The sequence below is a fragment of the Catenulispora pinistramenti genome (assembly GCF_018274385.1).
Classification (GTDB): domain Bacteria; phylum Actinomycetota; class Actinomycetes; order Streptomycetales; family Catenulisporaceae; genus Catenulispora; species Catenulispora pinistramenti.
Map to the genome: position 1 here is coordinate 1 of NZ_JAAFYZ010000108.1, position 22426 is coordinate 22426.

At 70.8% G+C, this 22426-nt stretch carries 20 protein-coding genes; 9 read left to right on the plus strand and 11 right to left on the minus strand.

The genetic code is table 11. The features are described 5' to 3' along the window. The coding region (locus KGQ19_RS27310) for a DUF2207 domain-containing protein (protein ID WP_212013684.1) at window positions 1–943 on the minus strand (943 nt) is incomplete at its 3' end. A 192-nt stretch (window positions 944–1135) separates the two neighbouring features. Then, window positions 1136–1921: a CYTH domain-containing protein gene (locus tag KGQ19_RS27315; protein WP_212013686.1), complete on the minus strand. Its 786-nt coding sequence runs from the start codon at window positions 1919–1921 to the stop codon at window positions 1136–1138. Between the two features lie 127 nt (window positions 1922–2048). Between KGQ19_RS27315 and KGQ19_RS27320 the strand changes: the two genes are divergently transcribed. Continuing rightward, on the plus strand, window positions 2049–2831 hold the full coding sequence (locus tag KGQ19_RS27320; RefSeq protein ID WP_212013688.1) for an MgtC/SapB family protein: 783 nt from the start codon (window positions 2049–2051) through the stop codon (window positions 2829–2831). Here KGQ19_RS27320 and KGQ19_RS27325 read toward each other — a convergent pair. Continuing rightward, window positions 2801–5455: an alpha-L-rhamnosidase gene (locus tag KGQ19_RS27325; protein WP_212013696.1), complete on the minus strand. Its 2655-nt coding sequence runs from the start codon at window positions 5453–5455 to the stop codon at window positions 2801–2803. The genes KGQ19_RS27320 and KGQ19_RS27325 overlap by 31 nt on opposite strands. A 100-nt stretch (window positions 5456–5555) precedes the next feature. Here KGQ19_RS27325 and KGQ19_RS27330 point away from each other — a divergent pair, with 100 nt between their 5' ends. After that, complete coding sequence (locus tag KGQ19_RS27330; RefSeq protein ID WP_212013698.1) at window positions 5556–6044, plus strand: GNAT family N-acetyltransferase; 489 nt, start codon at window positions 5556–5558, stop codon at window positions 6042–6044. Between the two features lie 115 nt (window positions 6045–6159). On the opposite strand, the gene KGQ19_RS27335 is transcribed toward KGQ19_RS27330, so the two are convergent. Beyond that, window positions 6160–6771, minus strand: coding sequence for a superoxide dismutase (locus KGQ19_RS27335; protein WP_212013700.1), 612 nt, complete (start codon window positions 6769–6771; stop codon window positions 6160–6162). Between the two features lie 159 nt (window positions 6772–6930). Between KGQ19_RS27335 and KGQ19_RS27340 the strand changes: the two genes are divergently transcribed. Continuing rightward, complete coding sequence (locus tag KGQ19_RS27340; RefSeq protein WP_212013702.1) at window positions 6931–7524, plus strand: CGNR zinc finger domain-containing protein; 594 nt, start codon at window positions 6931–6933, stop codon at window positions 7522–7524. Window positions 7525–7586: 62 nt separating this feature from the next. On the opposite strand, the gene KGQ19_RS27345 is transcribed toward KGQ19_RS27340, so the two are convergent. Together KGQ19_RS27345 and KGQ19_RS27350 are read right to left on the minus strand one after the other, a co-directional pair. Further along, window positions 7587–8975, minus strand: coding sequence for a protein kinase domain-containing protein (locus KGQ19_RS27345; RefSeq protein WP_212013710.1), 1389 nt, complete (start codon window positions 8973–8975; stop codon window positions 7587–7589). Further along, the gene (locus KGQ19_RS27350; RefSeq protein ID WP_212013712.1) at window positions 8972–11284 is read right to left on the minus strand and encodes an AAA family ATPase; all 2313 of its coding nucleotides are present in this window, start codon (window positions 11282–11284) and stop codon (window positions 8972–8974) included. Before KGQ19_RS27350 ends, KGQ19_RS27345 begins: the two co-directional genes overlap by 4 nt. 75 nt (window positions 11285–11359) lie before the next feature. Here KGQ19_RS27350 and KGQ19_RS27355 point away from each other — a divergent pair, with 75 nt between their 5' ends. The 3 genes from KGQ19_RS27355 (at window position 11360) to KGQ19_RS27365 (ending at window position 16397) form a co-directional block, all read left to right on the plus strand. After that, the gene (locus KGQ19_RS27355) at window positions 11360–11968 is read left to right on the plus strand and encodes a hypothetical protein (protein ID WP_212013714.1); all 609 of its coding nucleotides are present in this window, start codon (window positions 11360–11362) and stop codon (window positions 11966–11968) included. Beyond that, window positions 11961–15629 (plus strand): WD40 repeat domain-containing serine/threonine protein kinase, encoded by a 3669-nt coding sequence (locus tag KGQ19_RS27360; RefSeq protein WP_212013724.1) that lies wholly within the window; start codon window positions 11961–11963, stop codon window positions 15627–15629. Before KGQ19_RS27355 ends, KGQ19_RS27360 begins: the two co-directional genes overlap by 8 nt. Window positions 15630–15698: 69 nt before the next feature. After that, window positions 15699–16397 (plus strand): HAD family hydrolase, encoded by a 699-nt coding sequence (locus tag KGQ19_RS27365; protein WP_268907975.1) that lies wholly within the window; start codon window positions 15699–15701, stop codon window positions 16395–16397. A gap of 42 nt (window positions 16398–16439) precedes the next feature. Here KGQ19_RS27365 and KGQ19_RS27370 read toward each other — a convergent pair whose 3' ends face one another. The 3 genes from KGQ19_RS27370 to KGQ19_RS27380 all read right to left on the minus strand — a co-directional run bounded on the left by KGQ19_RS27370 (window position 16440) and on the right by KGQ19_RS27380 (window position 18874). Continuing rightward, window positions 16440–16820: a hypothetical protein gene (locus tag KGQ19_RS27370; protein WP_212013728.1), complete on the minus strand. Its 381-nt coding sequence runs from the start codon at window positions 16818–16820 to the stop codon at window positions 16440–16442. Window positions 16821–16897: 77 nt separating this feature from the next. Further along, window positions 16898–18322: a flavin-containing monooxygenase gene (locus KGQ19_RS27375; protein ID WP_212013730.1), complete on the minus strand. Its 1425-nt coding sequence runs from the start codon at window positions 18320–18322 to the stop codon at window positions 16898–16900. 111 nt (window positions 18323–18433) lie between these two features. After that, window positions 18434–18874, minus strand: coding sequence for a MarR family winged helix-turn-helix transcriptional regulator (locus KGQ19_RS27380; RefSeq protein ID WP_212013732.1), 441 nt, complete (start codon window positions 18872–18874; stop codon window positions 18434–18436). A 98-nt stretch (window positions 18875–18972) separates the two neighbouring features. Here KGQ19_RS27380 and KGQ19_RS27385 point away from each other — a divergent pair, with 98 nt between their 5' ends. Continuing rightward, on the plus strand, window positions 18973–19920 hold the full coding sequence (locus tag KGQ19_RS27385) for a quinone oxidoreductase family protein (protein ID WP_212013740.1): 948 nt from the start codon (window positions 18973–18975) through the stop codon (window positions 19918–19920). 139 nt (window positions 19921–20059) lie between these two features. Then, window positions 20060–20452, plus strand: a complete 393-nt coding sequence (locus KGQ19_RS27390) for a nuclear transport factor 2 family protein (RefSeq protein WP_212013742.1) — start codon at window positions 20060–20062, stop codon at window positions 20450–20452. Between the two features lie 62 nt (window positions 20453–20514). Here the strand turns inward: KGQ19_RS27390 and KGQ19_RS27395 are convergent, their stop codons facing one another. After that, a complete protein-coding gene (locus KGQ19_RS27395; RefSeq protein WP_212013744.1) occupies window positions 20515–20964 on the minus strand; it encodes a nuclear transport factor 2 family protein in 450 nt (149 codons plus the stop codon). Between the two features lie 93 nt (window positions 20965–21057). Between KGQ19_RS27395 and KGQ19_RS27400 the strand changes: the two genes are divergently transcribed. Beyond that, a complete protein-coding gene (locus KGQ19_RS27400) occupies window positions 21058–21723 on the plus strand; it encodes an HAD family hydrolase (protein WP_212013746.1) in 666 nt (221 codons plus the stop codon). 31 nt (window positions 21724–21754) lie between these two features. On the opposite strand, the gene pcp is transcribed toward KGQ19_RS27400, so the two are convergent. After that, a complete protein-coding gene (gene pcp / locus KGQ19_RS27405) occupies window positions 21755–22372 on the minus strand; it encodes a pyroglutamyl-peptidase I (protein ID WP_212013748.1) in 618 nt (205 codons plus the stop codon). Window positions 22373–22426 lie beyond the last annotated feature (54 nt).

Consider the following 22426-nt stretch of genomic DNA (forward strand, 5'->3'; position numbering starts at 1 on the left):
CGCCCGCACCTCCACCACCGCCACCGTCGGCCTTCCGGACCAGATACGCGAACCCGAAAAGCCCACAGAGCAACGCGCCGATCACCACGAACACCCCGGCATTGCTCTGCGAGCCGGAGGAAGTGGTAGAGGTCTGATCGGCGTCCTGTCCGTCCGAATAGTAGGTCGAGTACGGATACGCCCCGGCCGCGTCAGTGGACGTCGGATCCGACCCGGGGGTGGCCGACCCGGGATCCGGCACGGGAGTCGCGGACGGCAGTGTCGCGCTGCCGAGTGCCGACGACGTCTGCACCACGAGCTGCTGGTCGACGTCGAGATGCCCCTGCTTCAGCGTGAGTGTCGAGCCGTCCTTGGTGTCCGAGTCGCAGCCCCCGCCGGCACCGAGACCGCCGGCCCGACACTGGTCGCCGGAGATCGCGCCCGGCATCGTCACGGTGACCTCGACGTCGGAGATCGGCACGTCCCAGTTGTTCACGACGTGCCACAGCGAAGTGGCCGTGTCCGGCTCGTCGATGTTCGCGAACACGTCGTTGTCGACTGTGAAGTCCACGTCGTAGGTGTGCGGGCCGGTGATCGTCGTGCCGGCCCGGCCTACGGTGATCTTGGACGACTGGTCGTCCGACTCCTCGACCGCGGTGTCCGTGGGAGCCCCGTCCGGGCTCGACACCTTCACGTCGGACACGGCCGCCGCCGGCCCGCCGACGTCGAGCCCGCCGTGGTCGACGTACTGGACGATGCCGTGGCCCGGCGCGGTCCCGAAGTCGAACACGATCTCCTCGTGCACCAACAGGCGGCCGTCGTTCTGTGCCCGCAACGTCGCGTGAAAGGAGGTGATCTTCCACTCCGGCGGCGATTCCGCCCCCGCCGCGGTCGCCACCCCCGTCACACCCGCGGTCGCGACGGCCAACGCCGCGGTCGCTATGACAGCTCGAAACTGCGACATCCCCCGAACCCCCCATGCAATTGTCCGACGATGGTGAACACTCGCTACCCAGCGGTAGCCGAGGTCATGTCATCGTTCGGGTATTGCTCCTAAGGGTGCGGGGGCAGGCGCGAAGGGCTGAGCCGGCCGGCTGCCCGGCCGTTCGTGGCCCAGCCGCTCGGCCCCCCGCCGCCCAGGTCAGCGCCGCCCAGGTCACCGTCGCGTGAAGTAGTCCAGCGTGCTGTCGGCTTTGGTCGGGCACGGGCCGGATTGCGTGATCGCGTGCCGGTCCAGGAACGCCTTGGCCTGTGCGGCGGTCTGGAGCAGGTCCGCCGAGCCGCACCGGGTCGACACTTCCATCAGCCGCGAGCGGTCCGGGTAGATCCATTCCTGGAGCTCCAGCCCGCGGCCGGGCCCGTCCTGGCCGGGCCGGGTGCGGCGCACCTCGACCGGGCCCAGGGCCTGGAGGTCGTCGACGGTGAGCACGCCGTGCAGCCGGCTGTCGATCAGCGCCAGCTGCTGGTCGGAGAACAGCGTCCGCAGCGGGTTCCGGCCGTGGACGGCGCGCTCGACGGCATGCCGGCGCAGTCGGCGCTTGAGGCTGCCGGAGCAGATGAAGCTGTCGGGGGTCACGTCCACCTCGACGGTGAAGTCGTCGCGCCGGCGCAGCGCGGCCGGCACGGCGTCGGGGTCGATCGGCCGCAGTTTGACCACCGAGTCCGGCCGCTGGCCGCCGCGCACGCGGGCCAGCACGCCCTGCCGGCGCAGCGTCAGATCGCCGGTGTCGAGGTAGTACACGGTCCGGACCCGCTTGGCGCCGACCTCCAGCAGCGTGCGCACCGCCGCATGGGACTCCTCGGCCACGGCGAATTTCAGTTCCACCTGCCCGACCTCCTGGACCAGCGCGAACATCCGGTCCAGATCGTCGTTGGCCATCCGCCATGCCCGCGGGGCGGCTTTGCGTCCCGTCTTCTTCGAAGCCTTCAGCGTCGCTCCCACCTCCCCGTCTCCTGATCGCCGTCCGAGGCCGGATGACGCACAAAGGCTCCATTATGCGCGATCTCCGTCCAACATTCGAGTCCTGACGCTCACTGACGCCTCCGGCGAAGCAGGGCATGATGGCGGAATGAGTACATCGATCTTGTGGGAGGAGCCGACGGGCCAAGGCTGGACCCAGGTCGGCGAACTGGCTGTGGCGCTGGTCCTGTCCTCGGCGATCGGACTGGAGCGTGAGATCCGGCAGAAGGCCGCGGGCCTGCGCACTTACACGATCGTGGGGCTCGGGGCGGCCTTGTTCGTGCTGGTGAGCAAATACGGCTTCACGGATGTGCTCAGCCCGGGCCGGGTGGTCGTCGACCCCTCGCGGGTCGCCGCGCAGATCGTCTCCGGCCTGGGCTTCATCGGCGGCGGTGTGATCTTCATGCGCCGGGACACGGTCCGCGGCCTCACCACGGCCGCCGCACTCTGGCTGACGGCCGGCGTCGGCGCGGCGGCCGGTGCGGGACTGGGCCTGCTCGCGCTCCTGACCACGGTCGGCTACTTCGTGGTGGCGTACGCCCTGCGCCCGCTGACCCACTGGATGCCCGCGCTACGCACACCTCCGGTTACCTACCGCATCGAATACCTCGACGGCAGAGGCTTGCTCCGCACAGTTCTCGACGTCTGCACCGGCGCGGGCTTCTTCGTCGCGTCGTTCAGCGGCACCGGCCGCCACGACCACTCCGACAGCCGCGACCTCGAAGCGCCCCAAGGAGCCCAAGCGCCCGAAGCCGGCCGGCTGGACCGGACGGTCGAGGTCGTGCTGACGCTGCACGGACGCGGGAACGTCAACGACCTGACCGAACAGCTGGTCGCCACCTCCGGGATCGTCGCCGTCGCCTACAACCGCGCCGACGACGAGTTCTCCTGACCGCGGGGGCAGCTGAAGCGCGACGTCCCTGATCCGGCGCCGAACACCAGGCAACCGTCCTGCGGCCGCAGATACTCGGCTCCCTCATAGCGGGTGCCGGCTGCCGTCCGGACCGGCAGCCAGATCTCGGCCGAGGTGTTCGGGGCCAGCGTGACCTCCAGCTCGAATCTGCCGTCCCGGTCGGTCCAGTGCGTGGTGACCGGACCGTAGGGCGAAGTGAAGCGGGCGCGGGTCTCGTGCACTTCGCCGCCGGGACGCGGGCGGATGCGCAGGGTGCGGAAACCCGGTGCGGTGGCGGCGATTCCGGCGATGTTCGTGTACATCCATTCGCCGACCGAGCCGTACGCGTAGTGGTTGAAGGAGTTCATCTCCTCGCTCTGGAAGGTCCCGTCCGGCTTGATGGAGTCCCAGCGCTCCCACATCGTGGTGGCGCCGCGCTCGATCGGGTAGCCCCAGCTGGGGAAGGTGCGCTGGTGCAGCAGGCGGTAGGCGACGTCCGTGCGGCCCGCCGCCGTGAGTACCGGCAGCAGCCGCGGGGTGCCCAGGAAGCCGGTGGACAGGTGCCAGTCGCGGGCCTCGATCAGCTGGATGAGGCGGTCGGCGGCCGGGCCGCGGTCGGCTTCGGCGAGCAGGTCCATGGACAGCGCGAGGACGTATGCGGTCTGTGTGTCGCCGTGTATCCGGCCGCCTTCGGTGACGTAGGCGGTGCGGAAGGCGTGGCGCACGTCTTCGAACAGCTCCCGGAACGGATCGGCGTTTTCGCCCAGGACTTCGGCGATCCGCGCGGTCAGATCGGCGCTGTGGGCGAAGTACGCGGTGGCGATGACGTCCTTCGGGGTCTCGTCGTCGATGTTCAGCCAGTCGCCGTAGACCGCGGCGGAGCGGATCAGCTCCCGGCTGGACGCGCGCAGGTGGTCGATCCAGCGCACGATCGAGGACCAGGATTCCGCCAGGATCCGCCGGTCGCCGTAGGCCTGGTACAACGCCCACGGCACCGTGACCCCGGCATCGCCCCAGCCCGCGACCCCGTCGCCGACCGGGGCGCCGCCGACCCGGCCGAGGTGCGGTGCGGTGTCGGGGAAGATGCCCTCAGGGGTCTGACAGTCCCGCAGATCGGTGAGCCATTTGGTCAGGAAGCGCGCGGATTCCATGACGGAGCAGGCTGTCGGGGCGAACACGTTGATGTCGCCGGTCCAGCCCAGCCGCTCGTCCCGGGCCGGGGTGTCGGTGGGGATGGACAGGAAGTTGCCGCGCTGGCCCCAGCCGATGTTGCTGTGCAACTGGTTCAGCATCGGCACGTCGGTGGCGAAGTCCAGGGCGAACGGCGCGTCGGTCTGGAGCACCACGCCGGTCACCGCTGATGCCGGGACGGCGCCGGGGTGGCCGCTGATCTCGACGTAGCGGAAACCGTGGAAGGTGAAGCGCGGCTCGTAGGTTTCGAGGCCGTCGCCCCTCAGCGTGTAGGTGTCGGTGGCCCGCGCCTTGCGCAGGTTCGCGGTGTAGCAGGTGCCGTCGGGGTTCAGCACCTCGGCGTAGCGCAACGTTACCGTGGTCCCGGCCGGCCCTTCGACGCGCAGCCGTATAGAGCCGACCATGTTCTGTCCGAGGTCGAGCACGAAGATGCCCGGCTGCGGCTCGGTGACGGTCTGCGCCGCCAACTCCCGCACCGCCCGGATCGGCGCGTCGACCTGGGCCACGACCTGCGCGCCGGGGCGGGTGCCCGCGGTGTCGAGGACGTCCACCGGCGACCAGTCCGAGTCGTCGAACCCTGATGCGGTGGTCCAGCCGGGCGTCTCCGACCGGGCGTCGTAGCTCTCGCCGTGCAACAGGTCGGCGGCGACGATCGGGCCACGGGCCGCGGTCCAGCTCGCGTCGCTCACATACCGTTCGGTCGTGCCGTCCGCGTACCCGACTTCCAACTGTGCGAGAAGCGCGGGCCGCTTTCCGTAGTTCCGCGTGCCGTACCAAGCGACGGTCCCGGCGTACCAGCCCTCGGCCAGCTGCACGCCGATGGCGTTGGCGCCGCTGCCGATCAGCTCGGTCACATCATGGCTCTGATACTGCACGCGCCGCCGATAGTCGGTCCAGCCCGGGGCCAGCCGGTCGTTGCCGACGCGCTCGCCGTTCAGGTGCACCTCATACAGCCCGAGCGCCGTGATGTAGAGCCGGGCCCGCGTGATCTGCTTGTCCGCGACCGAGAACCCGCGGCGCAGCCGGGCACTGGTGCCGAGCGACTCGGGCGCGGCGATCCACGAAGCAGACCACTGACTCTTCTCCATCAGGCCGGTCTCCCACCACGTCGGCGTGCTCCACTCCGAGGCCCGGCCCTCGTTGTCCCAGGCCCGAACCGACCAGTGGTAGCGAGTACGCGGAGCCAAGGCGGGGCCGTCGTAGGGGACGAGTACGGACTCTGAGGACCCCACTCGCCCGCTGTCCCAGACATCGGCAGACGACAACCGCTCGGCGTCGGTGGCGACCCGAACCTGGTACGCGGTCTGCACCCGCCCCGGCTCCTGCGCCACCAGCGGCCACGTGAAGCGCGGACGCGCCACGTCCAGGCCCAGCGGACACGACGCGTATTCGACCGTGGGACCTGCCACGGCCCACTTGCTGGTGCTGGTCATCACAGGATCCTAGGGGACCGCTTCGGATCCCGGCCCCCCGGCAGACGCTTCGAATCCCCACCCCTGGATATCGCAGTCCGGACGCCGTAAGCTCCTCGCCATGCCGGAGACCGTTACGTACGTCGAGATGGCCAGCCGCGATCAGTTCACGCCGAGCCCGCCGGTGTCGGGATTGACGCTGGACCGGCTCGAACCCGGCTCGCCGCTGATCGCCGAAGTGATGGCCGGGGTCGGTGCTCCGTACGGCTGGAAGAGCGCGCGGCGCGGCCCGGAGGAGTGGGTGACCTGGCTCGCGGAGAACTCCGGGCGGGACTTCTGGCTCCTGGCCCTGCACGGCGAGCCGGCCGGCATCGTGGTCTTCGACCCGCAGCCGGGCGGTGAGGTCGAGATCAAGACCTTCGGGCTGCTGCCGGCGTTCGTGGGCAAGGGTTTCGGCGGCTATGCGTTGACGCTCGGGGTGGACCGGGCGTGGCAGTTGCTGCCGGAGGTGACCAGGGTCTGGTTGCACACGCAGACGTCCGACCATCCCCATGCCCTGTCGAACTATCACGGCCGGGGGTTCCGCACCTTCAAGACCGAACCGGCGTAAATAGGCGTAACAAACGGCGTGGTCAACGGCGTAATAGACGGCGTGCCCGCCGCGGGGGAGCGAACGAAGCCCATCGTGACTGCGGTCTTCGAGAACGGGCACGCCGGGTTCGGGGTCAGCCCGCGGCGTTTCCGCTCGCGGCGCTGAACCGGGCGGCGACGTCGGCCCAGTTGACGATCGACCACAGCTTCTCGACGTAGTCCGGCCGCACGTTCCGGTACTGCAAGTAGTACGCGTGCTCCCAGGCGTCGAAGACCAGCAGCGGCGTCATGCCGGCGGCGACGTTGCCGTGGTGGTCGTAGACCTGGGTGACGATCAGCCGGTCGGCCAGCGGCTCGTGGGCCAGCACGCCCCAGCCCGAGCCCTGCACGCTCGCCGTGGCGGCGGTGAGCTGCTTGCGGAAGGCGTCGAAGGACCCGAAGTCGCGCTCCAGGGCGGTGGCCAGGGCGCCGTCCGGCTTGTCGCCGCCGTCGGGGGACAGGTTCTGCCAGAACAGCGTGTGCAGGACGTGGCCTGAGGTGTTGAACGCGAGGGTCTTCTCCAGCCCGACCAGTCCGCCGAGCTGTCCCTTGTCCCGAGCCTCAGCGAGTTGCTCAAGGGTGTCGTTGGCGCCCTTGACGTACGCGGCGTGGTGTTTGGCGTGGTGCAGCTCCAGGATCTCCCCGGTGATCGCCGGCTCCAGCGCGGAGTAGTCGTAGGGCAGGTCAGGCAACGTGTACAAGGCCACGAATGGCACCTTTCACTCGGCAGTGCTCCAGCGAAGCTGAAGCGGCGCGAACCGTCCTCCCGCGGGATCGCGGCTATCACGTTGTCCGGCCCGCGCCGACTCCAGCTTATTGCGAATATCTCGCAACTGCATATGCTTCGCAACTATGGATCTGATGACGTGTCGCGGCCGGACGAGGGCGCGGGGGAGCGCGGGATGGAACTGATCGCCTACGCCGAGCGGGCTGTCGCGCTGGTCAACACCCATGACCCGGCCGCCGGAAGCGACCGGCTGGCGTCCGAGGACGACGTGCTGGACCTGCTCCCGCCGAGTTGGACCGTGACCCGGACGGCGGCACGCGACGCCCTCGCGGACCTCCTCGCGGCCCGCCCGCGCCTGCGCCACGTGTTCGAACAGGCCGCGGCCGGACACCACCGCCGCGCGGTCCACGCACTGAACACGCTGCTGTCCGACTTCCCGGTGTCGCTGTCGATCAGCGGCCACGAACTCCAGGACTGGCACATGCATCTGGCCGACGACGACGCGGGGCAGGCCCGCACCTACGTCACCGGCGCCGTGTTCGGGCTGGCCTCCACCATCGCCGAGCGCGGGATCGAGCGGTTGGGGATGTGCTGCGCCACGTCCTGCCAGGCCGTGTTCGTGGACACGACCACGAACGCCTCGCGGCGCTACTGCTCCGATCGCTGCGCCACCCGGACGAACGTCGCGGCCTACCGGGCGCGGGTCAAAGCAGCACCCGGCGACGCATTCTGACTCTGCTCGATGCTCAGATCAGGCTCAGGTCATGCTCGGATCAGGCTCACATCAAGCCCAGATCAGGCCCAGGGCGACAACGCCGCCCGGAACTCGGCCGCGGTCTGGAACCCGATGGCCGGCGTCTCCCGCAGCGCCTCGTCGATGACCTCGGCGAGCCCCGGCGGCAGGCTCGGCTCATGCTCCCGGATCGGCGTCGGCGTCATCTGCAGCACCGCCTGCCACGGGTCGCGGGCCCGGGAGAAGTCCCGAGGGAACTCGCCGGTCAGGCAGCGGTAGAGCGTCGCGGCCAGGGCCCAGACGTCGACGGCCGGGGAGGAGTTGCGGAAGTTGATGACCTGCTGGCGCGGCAGGTACCAGGGTTTGCCGGCGGTCGCGCCGGTGCGGGTCAGGCCACTGAGACCGGCCTGGTCGAAGGCCTTGGCCAGGCCGAAGTCGCAGACCTTGGCGGTCAGCGCCGCCCCCTGCCCGGTCAGCAGGATGTTGGACGGGCTCAGGTCGCGGTGCACGATACCGGCGTCGTGCGCGTGCTCCAGCCCTTGCAGCACCTGCACCGCGAGCCGGACCGCCTCGTTCGCCGGCAGCTTGCCGCCCCGGCGCTCCACCAACCGGTCCAGGCTGCCGCCTTCGCAGTATTCGAGGGTGAAGTAGAAAGTGCCGCCGGCGTATCCGGCGTCATGCAGGGCGGCGATGTTCGGGTGTCGCAGGGTGCTGGTGAGCTTCGCCTCGCGCAGGAAGCGGTCGCGGGCGACGGTGTTGGCCGCCGCCTTGGGCAGCATCACCTTCAGCCCCACCACCTGGCCGGTCGCCTCGTGCCGGGCCAGATACACCGCACCCATGCCGCCCCGGCCCAGTTCGCGGACCAGGGTGTAGCCGGCGATCGGGGCGAGCTCGGGGGTGGGCTGGGCACTGCCGGCCAGGCGTAGCAGGAGCCTGAGTACGGCGCCGGGATCGTTCTGGCAGACCGCGCAGACGTACTCGCCGGTCCGCGCGCCGATCTCGCCGGCGACGTCGCGTCCGCAGTTGGAGCACTGGGCCGGGACGTCGGCGAACGGGGTCAGGGTCGCCGGCACGTGGATACCGACCCGGAACACCGTCTCGCCGAGCCGGATCTCGTCCCCGTCCAGCAGATCGCGCTCCGGATAGGACACGGCCGCGGCTTCGTCAGGGCTCTGGTGCTTCTCCCGCTGGCCGATCTTCTCGCCGTTGACGTAGGTGCCGTTGAGGCTGCCGAAGTCGCGGATCCGGGCCTCGGGCGGGTTGATGTCCAGCAGGCAGTGGTGCCGGGAGACGGTCCGGTGGTGCTCGTCGTCGGGCAGCCGGGGCGCGCAGTCGTCGGCGCGGCCGAGTACGCACGTGCTCCGCTCGGCGAACACGTGCCGGCTCTGGCCCCCGAGGCCCTTCACCATCGTCAGCGAGATCGTCGGCACGTCGGTCGGGGTCGGCGTCATCGGGATGCGGGCTCCTTCGGGGTGAAGAGCAGGGCGGCGCCGTCGGCGTCCGGCTCGGCGTAGACCACTGTGCCATCCGGGAACCGCTGGTCGAGCAACGCCCGGGCCAGCGGCTGCACCAGCAGGCGCTCGACGGCGTGTTCCAGCTCGCGGACCCCGGCCCGGGCCCCGCTGCCCTGCTGGACCAGCAGGGCATAGGCGTCCTCGCTGAGGACGACGCTGATCCGCCGATCGGCCAGACGCTCGGTGAGCCGGCCGAGGAGCTTGTCGACGATCGGACGCAGCGCGGCCTCGCCGAGCGGATGGAACACCACGACCTCCCCGACGCGGCCGAGCAGCTCGGGACGCAGCCTCTGGCGCAGCGCGGCGGTGACCCGCTCGGCGGCGGCCTCCCGCGCGTCCGGACGGTCGCGAACGGCCTGCGCCGCGAACCCGAACGCCCGTGCTCCGGCAGCGGGGTAGTCCGCGGAACCGAGGTTGGACGTGAGGATGACGACCGCCTCGGTGAACGGCACCCGCCGCCCCCGCGCATCGGTCAGCCGCCCCTCATCGAGGATCTGCAACAACAGGTCCAGGACCTCCGGATGCGCCTTCTCCACCTCATCGAACAACACGACACTGTGCGGATGGTCCCGAAGCGGACCGCTGAGCTGCCCGTCGCGGTCGTGGCCGAGATAGCCCGGCGGAGCTCCCAACAGGCGCGAGATCGCATGCCGCTCCTGGTATTCGGACATGTCGACGGTGATCAGCCGCCGCTCGTCGGCGAACAGGAAGCCCGCGAGCGCCTTGGCCAGCTCGGTCTTGCCGGTCCCGGTCGGCCCGGCGAACAGGAACGAGCCGATCGGCCGGTGCGGGTCGCCGAGCCCGGCGCGCGCCGTCCGCACCGCCTCGGCGACCGCGTGGACCGCGGCGTCCTGGCCGACCACGCGGGCACGCAGCGCCTCTTCCATCCCGCGCAGCCGCTCGGCCTCCTGCTCCCCGATCCGCTCGATCGGCAGGTGCAGGCGCCGGGCCAGGACGGCGACGACGTCGTCCCGTCCGATCCGCAGCTCCGCGGGCCGCGCATCGTCCGAATCAGGGGTCAGCGATCCGATCCGCACGCCCGCGCAGGCCTGGTCGACCAGATCGATCGCCTTGTCCGGCAGCCGCAGCTCCGGCAGGTGACGGATCGCGAGGTCCACGGCCGCGGCCGGGACGTCCGCGTCGATCCCCACGCCGTGGTGCCCGGCCAGCCGGTCCACCACCCCGGCCACGATCTCGACCGCCTCGCCCCGGGTCGGCTCGTCCACCCAGATCACCTCGAACCTGCGCTCCAACGCGGCGTCGGCCTCGATCCGCTGCCGGTACTCGGCCGGCGTCGTGGCGCCGATGCAGCGCAGCTCCCCGCGGGCCAGGGCCGGCTTCAGGATGTTGGCGGCGTCGCTGGCCCCTGATCCACCGGCGTGCAGCACGGTGTGCAACTCATCGATGAACAGGATCAGCCCGGGGGAGCGGGACTCCCGCAGCACGGCCGCCAACCGCTCCTCGAACTCGCCCCGGTACTTGGTCCCGGCCAGCAGCGTGGCCATCGACAGCTCCACGAGGCGAGCGTCCGCCAACCCGGCCGGCGGCGTCGGCCCGGCCAGATGCGCGGCCAGGCCCTCGACGATCCCCGTCTTGCCGACCCCGGCCGCGCCGACCAGGACGGCGTTGGCCTTCCGCTGCCGCACCAGGACCCGGGCCAATGCGCGCAGCTCCTCGCGCCGTCCGATCAACGGTTCGAGCGCTCCTTCGCGGGCCAGGCGGGTCAGGTCGCGGCCGAAGCGGTCCAGGAAGGGGGTCGGCGAATCAGGGGACTGGCGTGCGTCCCGGGGTTCGCCGGCGTCTTCCGGGAAGAAGGCTCCCGGCTCCAGACCGAACTGATCGGCGGTGTCCGAGTCCTGCAATATCGCGCGGAGCAGCTCGACGGTTCCTATCCGCCCCCGCCCGGCAGCCCGGGTGAACGCCTTACGCGCCGCCGGACTCCGCCTCGGCGTACCGCCCTTCGGCCCGCTGACCGCCAACCGCGCACGGATGCGGCGCCGCACGGCCGTCGGATCGACCCGCGCGGTCGCGAAGCACTCCCGCAACTGCTCGGCCTCGGCCATGACCGCCGCACCGTCCATATCGGCCGCGCCGAAATCGCCCAGCATCGCCTCAAGGTCTGGACGGCACAGAGTTGTCAATCCCATGAGAAGGTGGCCCGGCTCGACGTCGCGGGCCCCACCGGCGCGCGCCTCCAACCTGGCCAAACCCAGGGCGAGCGTCACGCCGTCGCTGTAGTGAGCCACGGATTTCACGATAGCCGCCGACCGGTCCGGCCCTACCGGGACCGGTCCTCCGGCGGCCCGGTTACTGTCGGCGGCATGCTTATCACCTTCGACACCAGCGGCTTCCAGCCTTCCGGCGACGGCACCTGGCAGCATCCCCGAACCGGCGACTACATCAGCGTCTCCGGCGACAACGGGCGGCTGACCGAGCCGGTGTGGCTGGACGACCTGCCCGCGCTGCGGCGCGAACTGGCCCGCGAGTACGCCGAGATGGGCTGCCTCATCGAGGCCGACCGGGTGCGGGTCGGGACCGGGCCGGAGGCCGCCGACGCCGCGTACCAGCTGGCCAAGACGAAGATCCCGAACCGGGAGCACGGGCTCGTGTTCATGGTGCAGTTCATGTTCGCCAAGCAGGACGCCTCGTTCTACGTCACGATGATGGCCGAGGAGCTCGGGGTCACCGGGGTGCGCGAGGCGACGCTCGCCGCCAAGCTGGGCGTCGACGGCTTCTACCTGGACCACCCGTACGACCCGCGGCTGAAGTCGCAGCTGCCGTTTCTGCGCGCCGACGACCCCGCGTTCGACCAGCAGTACCCCGACCACCCGCTGTCCCGGGCCCGGGCCTGGGCGCGCGGCTTCGCGGCGAGTGCGGCGGTCAACCCCTCCTTCGCCGCGCTCCCCGACTTCTATGGCGCCGGTGCCTGAGAGCGACAGCCGGGTCCCGGCGCTGTGGCAGGTCGGGGACGTGGTCGCCGGCCAGTACCGGGTCACCCGGATCCACGAACGCGGCGGCATGGGCCTGGTCTACCGGGTCCGGCACCTGGGCTGGGACACCGACCTGGCGGTCAAGTGCCCGCGTCCGGAGTTGTTCGCCTCGGCCGCCGACCAGGAGCGGTTCGTCGCCGAGGCCGAGACCTGGGTGTCGCTGGGCCTGCATCCGAACATCTGCGGCTGCCACTATGTCAGGGTCCTGGGTGGTATTCCGCGGGTCTTCGCGGAATACGTCGAGGGCGGCAGCCTGCGGGAGTGGATCGATGACGGCCGGCTGTACGCGGGCGGGGGCTCGCCGGGCGGTCCGGGCGGTCCGGGCGCGTCGGGCGGTCCGGACCGGGCCACGGCCCGGATCCTCGACCTGGCGATCCAGACGGCCTGGGGCCTGCACCACGCGCACGAGCGCGGTCTGGTGCACCAGGATGTGAAGCCCGCCAACGTCCTCATCGCGGTCGGCCCGGACGGCGAGGTGACCGCGAAGGTCACCGACTTCGGGCTGGCCAGGGCCCGTGCGTCCGCTACGCCGACCCCCGCCGCCGATGCGGCCACCACGCCGGCAGATGTCAGTGTCCTGGTTCCCAGCGGCGGCCTGACCCGCGCCTACGCCTCGCCCGAGCAGACCGAGGGGCGTCCGTTGGGGCGCCGTACCGACGTGTTCAGCTTCGGGGCCTGCGTGCTGGAGATGTTCACCGGCGGGGTCGTGTGGATGTTCGGCCCGGCCGCCGGGGAGGCGTTGGCCGCGGTCCGCACTGACGGGGTGGGCGACGATCGCTTGCCGGCCCTTCCGCCTGATCTCGCTGATCTGCTGGCACGCTGTCTGGAAGCGGATCCGTCGCAGCGTCCTGCGTCGATGGCCGTCGTCGCCGATGAGCTGACCGGCGTCTATCGGCGGGTGACGGGAACCGAGTACGCGCGACCCGTCCCGCGAGTCGCGGAACTCCGCGCCGACGAACTGAATAACAGGGCACTGTCTCTTTTGGACCTGGGCCGGACCGCCGAGGCCGAGCAGACGTTCGCCGACGCGCACGCCGTCGATCCGCAGCACGTCGCGGCCGTCTACAACCTGGGCCTGCTGCGCTGGCGGCGCGGGGCCCTGACCGACGAGGAACTCCTCGCCGAGATCGAGGCCGTCGCCTCGGACACCGGAAACCCCTGGACCGCGCGGCTTCAGCTGGCCCGCGTCCACCTGGAACACGGCGACCTCGACGCGGCGCGCCGGCTGCTGGACGGCATCGAGCGGGAGCAGACCGGCCGGGACGGGGTCGCCGATGCTCTCGCGGTCCTCACCTCCGGTCGGCTGCCGGACGCCAAGTCCGTCCAGCGCTGGGAGGTGCCGTGGTACTGGACCAAGCCCGGCTGGCACCCGCCGATCCTCACGGCCCGCCTGACCGAAGGCCTCGGCCGGGTCCTGATCGGCAACGTCGACGACTCCGTGCGGCTCTACGACATCCCGAGCGGGCAGTGCCTGCGCACCCTCGACGCACGCGGCCACGACATCGATGTGACCCCGGACGGAGCGTTCGCCGCCACGTGCAGTTCGGACACCGGGATCCGGTTCTGGGATCTGGCCACCGGAGCCTGCCTGCGTACCTTCGCCGAGGACGAACGCGCCGCCTGGTCCGTCCGCCTGAGCGTGGACGCGCGCGTTCTGATCGCGTCGGTTTCCGGCGGCGAGGTCAAGGTATGGGATCCGCGCACCGGAGCGCACCGCTGGACCTTCGGCGGCCATGGCGGCACCACGCCTGTCGAGCTGAGCGCCGACGGCCGCCGCGCGCTCACCAGCGGCCGGGACGACGGCACGACGCGGTTGTGGGACCTGGAGACGGGACGCTGCCTGCTCAGTCTTAAGCGGGGCGACAGGTCCGGGAACGCGATGCGCTTCAGCCGCGACGGCCGGCTCGCCGCCCTGGCCGGCTACAAGGAGCCGACGCTCGCGGTCTGGGATCTGGAGGCCGGTCGCCGTATCAGCGTTCTGAAGGGCCATGCGCGCTTCGGCGGGCAGATTGAGTTCAGCCTCGACAACCGGCACCTGATCTCCTGCGACTCTCGTGACATCAGGGTGTGGGAGGTGGCCGGCGGGCGCTGTCTTCGGACCTTCCGCGAGCACACGGCCAGGGTGTGCGCCGTGCGGTTCGACGCGACGGCCACGCATGCGGTGTCGGTGAGCGAGGACAACAGCGCGCGTAGGTGGGTGCTGCCCGGCGCCTATACCGCGCCGGTGCAGCTGAGTCGGCCCCGCGAGCACTCGGAGTTGGACCGGCTGCGCGGCACCGTCGAACGGCTGGTCGCCTCGGCTGAGGAGGCGATCGCCGACTCGCGCTATCCGGCGGCGTTGGAACTGTTGAGCCAGGCTCGCGCACTACCCGGCTATGAACGGGCACCGGGGGTCACGGCGGCTTGGCGTTCGCTGGGTTCGCGGGCGATGCGCTCGGGCCTGCGTGGCGTGTGGCCGGTGCGGACCATGTCTGGGCACGAATACGCCGGGCACGAATACGCCGTCAACACGGTGGCGATCAGCGGTGACGGTCGCTTGGCGGCGTCCGGGGGCCAGGACAAGACGGTTCGGCTGTGGGATCTGGCATCCGGGCAGTGCCTCCGGGTCATGGAAGACCTCACGGCGCCGGTGTTCTCGGTCGGGCTGAGCGCGGACGGCGAGCGCGTCCTGGCCGTGAGCCGGACCGGCGCGGTGGAACAGTGGTCGGTCCAGACCGGCGCGCGGTTGGGCATGGACGCCTCGGGGAGCGCCGACAGCGTCCCCGGCTTCGGCGGCTGGCAGAAGCAGCCCGACCGGATCCGCGACAACGGCGCCCGGACGGCGCACTTCACCCCCGACGGCCGACTGGTGCTGATCGGCGCGGCCGACGACACGGTCCGGCTGTGGGACATCGCTTCGAGCACCTGCGTGCGCGCGATGAGCGGCCACCGGAACGACCTGCGCACCGTCTTCCTCAGCGCCGACGGCCGCCACGCCGCCTCGGCCGGCGCCGATCTGGCGGTCCGGCTCTGGGACACCGCCACCGGCGAATGCCGCCACGTCCTCACCGGCCACACCGACCCGGTCGCGGCGGTGTGCCTGAGCGCCGACGGCCGCTTCGCCCTGAGCAGCGGCGCCTACGACGACCGCCACATCCGGCTGTGGGACACCAGGACCGGCGCGAACCTGGGCACCACCGACCGCCTCCCCGCCGTCGCCAAGGCCTTGCGCTTCACCACCGACGGCCGCTTCGCCCTCTCCGGCGACGAAGGCGGCGCGCTGCGCATCTGGGACCTGACGACCGGCACCTGCGTCCGCTCCGTCAAAGGCCACGGCAACCCGGTCAACGACCTGGCCCTGACCCCCGACGCCCGCTTCGTGCTGGCCGCCCACGACGACGGCGTCATGCGCCTGTGGGAGACGGACTGGAACCTCGACGCCCGCGAACCTGCGGACTGGGACGAGGGCGTGGCGCCATACCTGGCGGCGTTCACGGCGCGACCGCCGTCGCAGCAGACTGACGCCGCGATCGAGGAGCTGCTCCAGCTGCTGCGGCACGCGGGCCTCGGGTGGGTGCGCGGCGCGGCGGTCCGGGCGCGGGTGGCGCGGCGGGCCCGGTAGGCGTGCCGCTCAAGGATGGTGGGGATGTCGACGTGGTCGGACTGACGAGCAACCTTGGGACGGTGGGGCATGAGTACGGTCGGGGTTCTGCTGTGGGACTTTGACGGGACGTTGGGCGAACGTCCGGGGATGTGGTCGGGTGCGTTGATGCAGGCGCTCGATGAGGTCGCTGACGGCCATGACTTGGAGCGGTCGGACATCGCCGGGCAACTGTCGGCGGGCTTCCCCTGGCATGAGCACCAGATCGGCCACCCCTGCCTGAACACCCCCGACCTGTGGTGGGCGCACCTGGCTGGCATCCTGTCCGCTGCTCTGAAGCGGCGCGGTGTCCAGCCCGACACCGCCGACCTGGCGGCCAGGGCGGTTCGCGAGATCTACCCCGATCCAACGTATTGGCGTCTGTTCGACGACACGCTCCCAGTGCTCGGTGCTTTGTCCGGCGACGGGTGGAGCCACGTTCTGGTGTCCAACCATGTCCCGGAGCTGGATGGGCTGCTGGCGGCGTTGGGGCTTCGCGAGCGTTTCTCGACTGTGGTCAACTCGGCTGTCACCGGCTATGAGAAACCACATCCGGAAGCCTTCCGGCTCGCGCTCGAGGCGGCCGGGCACCCACGGCGTGTCTGGATGATCGGCGACAGCTGGACCGCCGACGTGCGGGGGGCGCAGGCCAGCGGTATCCCCGCGATCCATGTTCGGACGGACGGCAGTATCGCCGAGCGGCAGGCCAAGGACCTCTACGGAGCGGCCGTGATCGTCGCCGAACCATGATCTATAGCGCCGAGCGGAGAAAATCAGGTATGGGCCCGCTGTTCAGGGCCGTTGACGGGTTCGCTCACCCGATGCGAAGCCTCCTGCAACCACATCGTCCCGCCGGGTGCCACCACGATCGCGGGCACGCGGCGGGGGACGGTGCCGCAGTCCACGTGGATCGGCTCGGCGATGGACCAGCCGTCGGGGGCCAGGGTGCGGCCGCTGACCGGGGGGGTAGACGTGCAGGGCCACGACGTTGCGGTGGCGGGTGGCCCACAGGCACATGCCGAAGCGTTCGGCGTGCTCGCCGCTGCCGAAGTAGGCGGCGGGGAAGAGGTAGCCGAGGTGGGAGACGGTGTCGGGGCGGGCGCGGAAGGCCAGGCGGACCATGTAGTGGGGTGCCTTGGGGTCCGCCGAGGGGGTCATCGTTGTATCGGCCATACAATAAGAGACGGCCGAAGTGGCGAATCATTACGCGGCTTTGGGCCCCGATTTCTGCGGACCCGTCCATGCCGCTGCTAGGTCAGGGCCCTTACCGCCGCCGCGAGCGGGTCCCGGAAATCGGTCGAGTACGAGCGTCGGGTCCATTGCGCTGTCCGCGTTCGTAGGGGCAGGACCGCGTGCAGATCGCTCAGCATGGCGTCGATGGTGCCGAGCGAGTAGGGGAGGACGACGGTGCCGCTGGCGTGCTTGCCGCGGGTTCGGGCCTTGCGGGCTGCCAGGTCTCTGGAGATCGTCGCTTGTCGGGCCGAGGGCGAGGGCAGGTTCAGGGCGCCGGCCAGGTGCGCCGCGATCCAGACCGCGCCGACTTCGGCGCTCAGGGAGCTGGTGAGGGACGCGTTGTAGCCGGCGAAGGTGAGGTTGGGGACTGAGATCGGCAGGGTATTGCGAAAGAGTTCGAACTCGCCGTCGGCGTTCTGCACGGTGAGCGACGGGCCGAGGAACGGCACACTCTGTTCGAAGCCGGTGGCGGCGACGATCAGGTCGGCGCGGAGTACGGTGCCGTCGTCCAGCACGGCCTCCGGTATGCCGGTGCCGCTATCGGCGCGCGCGCCGCGCAGCTCGGCGATGGAGCAGTCGCGGCGGACCGCGATCTCACCGGCCCGCACCATGTCGAAGAAGCCGTCGGTGGCCAGGCTCGCGGTACCGGCGATGATGTCGTCGAAGCGGCCGGGCGGGACCAGACCCAGGGCGGCTAGCCCCTGCTGCTTGACCGTCGCACGACTCAGAACCCTGAACACCGGCCCGAAGCGGCGGGGGTTGGCGAACAGCCGTTCGCCGAGGCGGGTGATCGCCACGTCCTCGAAGTGCTTGCCCAGCAGGACTTTCGAGCCCTTCCACAACAATCGGCGCGGCACCACGATCACCGACGCCGCGACCGCCGACAGGGCCATCGCGGTGTCGCACGCCGACTTGCCGTAGCCGACCACCACGACGTACTTGTCGCGCGCGTCGTCCAGGGTGAGCTGCTGCGACGGGGCCTTGACCACGCCGCCGGCCTCGGCGTGCCCGGCCCGGCCGGGCCAGTCGGGGACCAGCGGTTGGGAGAAGACGCCGTTGGCGACGACCAGCTGTTCGGCCTGGAAGCGTTCGCCGGAGTCCAGGTGCAGGTCCCAGCCCTCGGGCGTGGGCTCGGCGCGGCTGACGCCGGTGCCCAGGCGCAGGCTCGCGCCGAAGCCGAAGCGGTCCACATAGCCGCGCAGGTAGGAGTGCCACTGCTGGGCGCTCGGGTAGTCGGGCCAGGAGGCGGGTGCGGGGTGGTCCGAGTACTCGTAGGTCATCCGGGTGTTCTGCGTGGTCAGGCCCGGGTAGTGGCGGGTGGGGCTCCACACGCCGCCGAGGTCCGGTTCGGTGTCGAAGGCCGTGACGCCGTGGCCCACGACGGTGAGGACCTTGGTCGCGGCCAGGCCGGCGATACCCGCTCCGATGACGGCGATCTGCATGCGGAGAGTTTCACAGAATGCTGATGGTGTGGCCAGGTGCCAGGTGCCAGGTGCCAGGTGCCAGGTGCCAGGTGCCAGGTGCCAGATGCTAGGAGCTAGGCGTGCTCTCGCTCATTCATCCAGCACCCGCCCGAGCAACTCAAGAAGCTGCCGCCGCTCCCCGTCCTCCAGCGGCGCCAGCAGTTCCGCGTTCACCCGCTCGGCTTCCTTCAAGCAGCGGTTGAGCGCGGCCGAGCCCTGCGGCGTCACCCGGATCACGTTCTTGCGCCGGTCGCGCGGGTCGGGGTCGCGGACCACGTGACCGAGGTGTTCCAGGTGGTTGATCAGCAGCACCATGTCCTTGGCGTCGATCGTCAGGCGTCGCACCAGGTCCGCCTGCGCCAGCGGCGCGTCTTGGACGGCGGCGGCCAGGACCGCCAGGTGGGCGAGGTTCAGGTCCTCCTTGGCGATCGCCTCGGTGAGGCGGGCTCGGCCGCGGGCGGCGACGCGGCCGGTGAGCCAGCTCGGGAGGGCCTGGATGCGGTCGAGGGGGCGTGGCTGGGTGCGGGCCATGGTGGGCAGTCTAGCGTCAGTTCATTGGACATCCCAATGAAGTGTGGCTACAGTGAAAGTCATTGGAAATCCCAATGAGTTGGCGGGGAGGTGCGGCCATGCGCCGTGTCAGGTATGAGGTCAGCGGCGGCCCGGAGGTGCTGTTCCTGGAGCAGGTCCCGGTTCCGGAGCCGGGACCCGGTGAGCTGCTGGTGCGGGCCGAGGCGATCGGGGTCACGCTGCCGATGGTGCGCAAAGTGCGCGAGGGCGATGCGCCGGTGCCGCTCGGTGGTGAGGTGGCCGGGACGGTCGTCGGCGTGGGTGAAGGCGTCGTGGGCGAAGGGGTTCAGGGCGCCGAAGGCTTCGCGCCGGGCGATCGCGTCACCGGCCTGTGCTTCGGCCATGGCTACGCCGACCTGGCGATCGTCCACCAGGCGATGGCCTCTCCCATCCCCGACGACGTGAGCGCGGTCCAGGCCGTGGCGCTGGTCCGCAGCGGGCTGGTCGCGCGCGGCGTCTATGAGGCGGGATCGGTCGGCAAAAGCGATTCGGTGCTGGTGACGGCCGCGGCGAGCGCGATCGGTTCGCTCCTCGTGCAGTACGCCAAAGCGCGCGGCGCCGAGCGCGTCGTCGCAGCCGTCAGCAGCGCGCACAAGGCCGACTTCGCCAGGGAGGCAGGCGCGGACGAAGTCGTGCTCTACGACGCCCAGTCCTGGGGCGAACCGGTGGACGTCGTCCTGGACGGCGTCGGCGGCGATCTCCTCGCCCCCGCGGTCCGCGCCCTGCGCCAGGCCGGTCGCCTGGTCGCCTTCAGTTCCGGCGGCGGCATGATCGACGCCTACGAACTCCTGGCTCGCGGGGCCTCGGCGATCGGCTTCCAGATGGCGGCCATCGCCCGCGGCAAGCCCGAGCTCTACGCCCGCTGGCGCGACGAACTCTGGGCCGACTACCGCTCCGGCACCCTCCGCCCCCGCGTCCACGCGCAGCTCCCGCTCGCCGAAGCGGCCCGCGCGCACCAGATCATCGAGTCCCGCAGCAACCTGGGCAAGGTCGTTCTGGTTCCCTGACGACTGGCCCTGACGACCGACCCCTGACGCGGCGATGCCAGCGATGCCTCGCCGCCGCCGCGCGCCGGACCACCGGCTATCGTGGGTCCGGCCCCAACCATACTGAGCAGTAGCTCAGTCAGCCCCGAGCAGGAGTCTGATGCACCCGTTCCGGCAAGCGGTGGAAGCGCGCGACACGGCCGCGATCGAGGCGATGCTCGCCGACGACGTCGTGTTCACCAGCCCCGTCGCGTTCAAGCCCTACCCCGGCAAGGCGATCACCGCGGCGATCCTGCGCGGCGTCCTGCGGGTCTTCGAGGACTTCCGCTACGTCCGCGAGATCGCCGGCGCGGACGGCCGCGACCACGCCCTGGTCTTCACCGCGACCGTGCACGGCAAGCAGGTCACCGGCTGCGACTTCCTGCACTTCGACGACGACGGCCGGATCGACGACTTCATGGTCATGGTCCGCCCGCTGTCCGGTGCCCAGGCGCTCGCCGAGGCCATGGGTGCCGAGTTCGAGCAGATCAGCCAGGAGGCGATGAACGGCTGAGGCCGCGAGCAGGGTTCGCGACCGGCCGCACGGTCGCGGCCTGCTCGCCACTGGCCGCACCGTCACGGTGCCGGCTGCAGGATCCCCGGATCGCCCTCGGCCCACGTGCCGATCAACACCCGGCCCGCGATGAGCCACCGGCCCTCGACCCGGCGCAGCTCGTCCTCGTAGCGGCCGGCGGCCAGGAACCGCTTGCCGTCCTTGAGGTGCTGCGCCAGGTAGTAACAGGTGTGCCGGGCGGTGTCGCCGTCGAGGGTGACCACGTGGTTGGTCATCACGTGCTGGGTGCCGTCGAGGTGGTCGATGGTCGGCCGGATCCGGCCGGCGATCTGATCCGGCCCGACGTGGCGCTCGCCGCCGGCCAGGTACTCCCACACGGCGTCCGGAGTGAACAAGGACTCGAACATGGGCCAGTCCCGGGTGTCGAGCGCCGTCGCGTAGGCGACGGCGGTGTCGACGATCGCCAGGCGGTCGGCCAGGGCCGGGGCCGGGGCATCGGCGGGTACGGTCATGTCGGCTCCTCGGCGGTAGGCGAGAGGACCACGATATCCAGCGTGGCTCTGCTCGGCATTTCGACGACCTTATGACCTCCGTATGATCACCGCATGAGTTACGCCCTCTTCGATCTCGACGACACTCTCGTGGACGCCAAGGCGGCCCTGCGCGCGTGGGCCGTGGATTTCGCCGCCGAGTACGTCTCAGGGATCGAGGACGCGGCTTCCGACGTGTTCGCCCTGGTGGACGGCGCCGCCAACTGGCCGGGGTTCGTCGCGGACGCCCGTGCGCGCTACGGGATGACGGCGCCGGACGAGGAGTTGATGGCACACGTCGCCGCCGTGTATCCGGGCAAGTTCGTCCTGGAACAGCGGGTGCGACGCGGACTGGCCGAGCTGCGCGCGGCCGGGTGGCGGCTCGGCGTCGTCACCAACGGATCCACCCTCGTGCAGCAGGCCAAGGTGGACAGCGTCGGGCTGCGGCCCCACCTGGACGCGGTCGTCGACTCCGAGGCGGCCGGGCATCGCAAGCCGGATCGGCGGATCTTCGAGATCGCGGCGGACGAACTCGGTGTGGAGCTGGGGCCGGGCGGCTGGATGGTCGGCGATCGGCTGGACAAGGACGTCGCCGGGGGAGCGGCGGTCGGCCTGCGGACCATCTGGATCTCCCAAGGCGACCCGCTGCCGGCGGGAAGCACGCCGCCGACCCACATCGCCGCGTCGATCACCGAAGCGTTCGCGATCGTCCAGGCATCCGGGCCGCCGCGCCAGTCTTGACCGCCGCGCCAGCCGTGAGCGTCGCGCTGGCTCAGTGCGTCTCGCCGGCGGGCATGGCGATGTCTTCCCGCGTTCGCACCGCAGTGGTCAGCAAGGCGCGCAGCCCGTCAGCGACCGTCACGGCCGGAAGATCCGGCAACGCGGGAACGTGGACGAACCCGCCACGCGTCCCCGGCCGCTCGGTCGCGATGCAGTGCATGAGCCCGTAGAACACGTGGTTGCACACGAAAGTCCCGGCCGTATACGACAACGACGCCGGCACCCCGGCAGCACGCACCGCCGCCACACACGCCTTCACCGGCAGCGCCGAGAAGTACGCCGTCGGCCCGTCGGCGACGACCGGGGTGCCGTGCCGCGACACCCCGGCGTTGTCGGGGATGCGCGCCTCGTCGAGGTTGATCGCGACGCGCTCGACCGTGACGTCCAGCCGCCCGCTCGCCTGCCCTACACAGACCACCACGTCCGGATCGGTCTCGCGGATCGCGGCCGCCAGCTGCTCCAGCGCGCGGCCGAAGACGCAGTCGAGCCGCACCACGCTCAACTCCAGGCCGGCCGGCGGTTCCTGCCCGACCAGACGGACCGCCTCCCAAGAGGAGTTGAGTTCGTCGCCACCGAAGGGCTCGAAACCGGTGAGCAGGACACGGGACACGGCGATTCTCCACTGGTGATCTGTGCTGGGGCTTGCTGTTCCTAGATCGCTGTC

What these genes read in the sequence shown, in the direction of transcription:
- KGQ19_RS27375 (WP_212013730.1), bottom strand. Translation starts at nt 18,322, where the DNA reads ATGCAGATCGCCGTCATCGGAGCGGGTATCGCCGGCCTGGCCGCGACC.
- KGQ19_RS27355 (WP_212013714.1), top strand. Translation starts at nt 11,360, where the DNA reads ATGCTTATCACCTTCGACACCAGCGGCTTCCAGCCTTCCGGCGACGGC.
- KGQ19_RS27330 (WP_212013698.1), top strand. Translation starts at nt 5,556, where the DNA reads ATGCCGGAGACCGTTACGTACGTCGAGATGGCCAGCCGCGATCAGTTC.
- KGQ19_RS27390 (WP_212013742.1), top strand. Translation starts at nt 20,060, where the DNA reads ATGCACCCGTTCCGGCAAGCGGTGGAAGCGCGCGACACGGCCGCGATC.
- KGQ19_RS27345 (WP_212013710.1), bottom strand. Translation starts at nt 8,975, where the DNA reads ATGACGCCGACCCCGACCGACGTGCCGACGATCTCGCTGACGATGGTG.
- KGQ19_RS27395 (WP_212013744.1), bottom strand. Translation starts at nt 20,964, where the DNA reads ATGACCGTACCCGCCGATGCCCCGGCCCCGGCCCTGGCCGACCGCCTG.
- KGQ19_RS27385 (WP_212013740.1), top strand. Translation starts at nt 18,973, where the DNA reads ATGCGCCGTGTCAGGTATGAGGTCAGCGGCGGCCCGGAGGTGCTGTTC.
- KGQ19_RS27400 (WP_212013746.1), top strand. Translation starts at nt 21,058, where the DNA reads ATGAGTTACGCCCTCTTCGATCTCGACGACACTCTCGTGGACGCCAAG.
- KGQ19_RS27365 (WP_268907975.1), top strand. Translation starts at nt 15,699, where the DNA reads ATGAGTACGGTCGGGGTTCTGCTGTGGGACTTTGACGGGACGTTGGGC.
- KGQ19_RS27320 (WP_212013688.1), top strand. Translation starts at nt 2,049, where the DNA reads ATGAGTACATCGATCTTGTGGGAGGAGCCGACGGGCCAAGGCTGGACC.
- KGQ19_RS27370 (WP_212013728.1), bottom strand. Translation starts at nt 16,820, where the DNA reads ATGGCCGATACAACGATGACCCCCTCGGCGGACCCCAAGGCACCCCAC.
- KGQ19_RS27325 (WP_212013696.1), bottom strand. Translation starts at nt 5,455, where the DNA reads ATGACCAGCACCAGCAAGTGGGCCGTGGCAGGTCCCACGGTCGAATAC.
- KGQ19_RS27380 (WP_212013732.1), bottom strand. Translation starts at nt 18,874, where the DNA reads ATGGCCCGCACCCAGCCACGCCCCCTCGACCGCATCCAGGCCCTCCCG.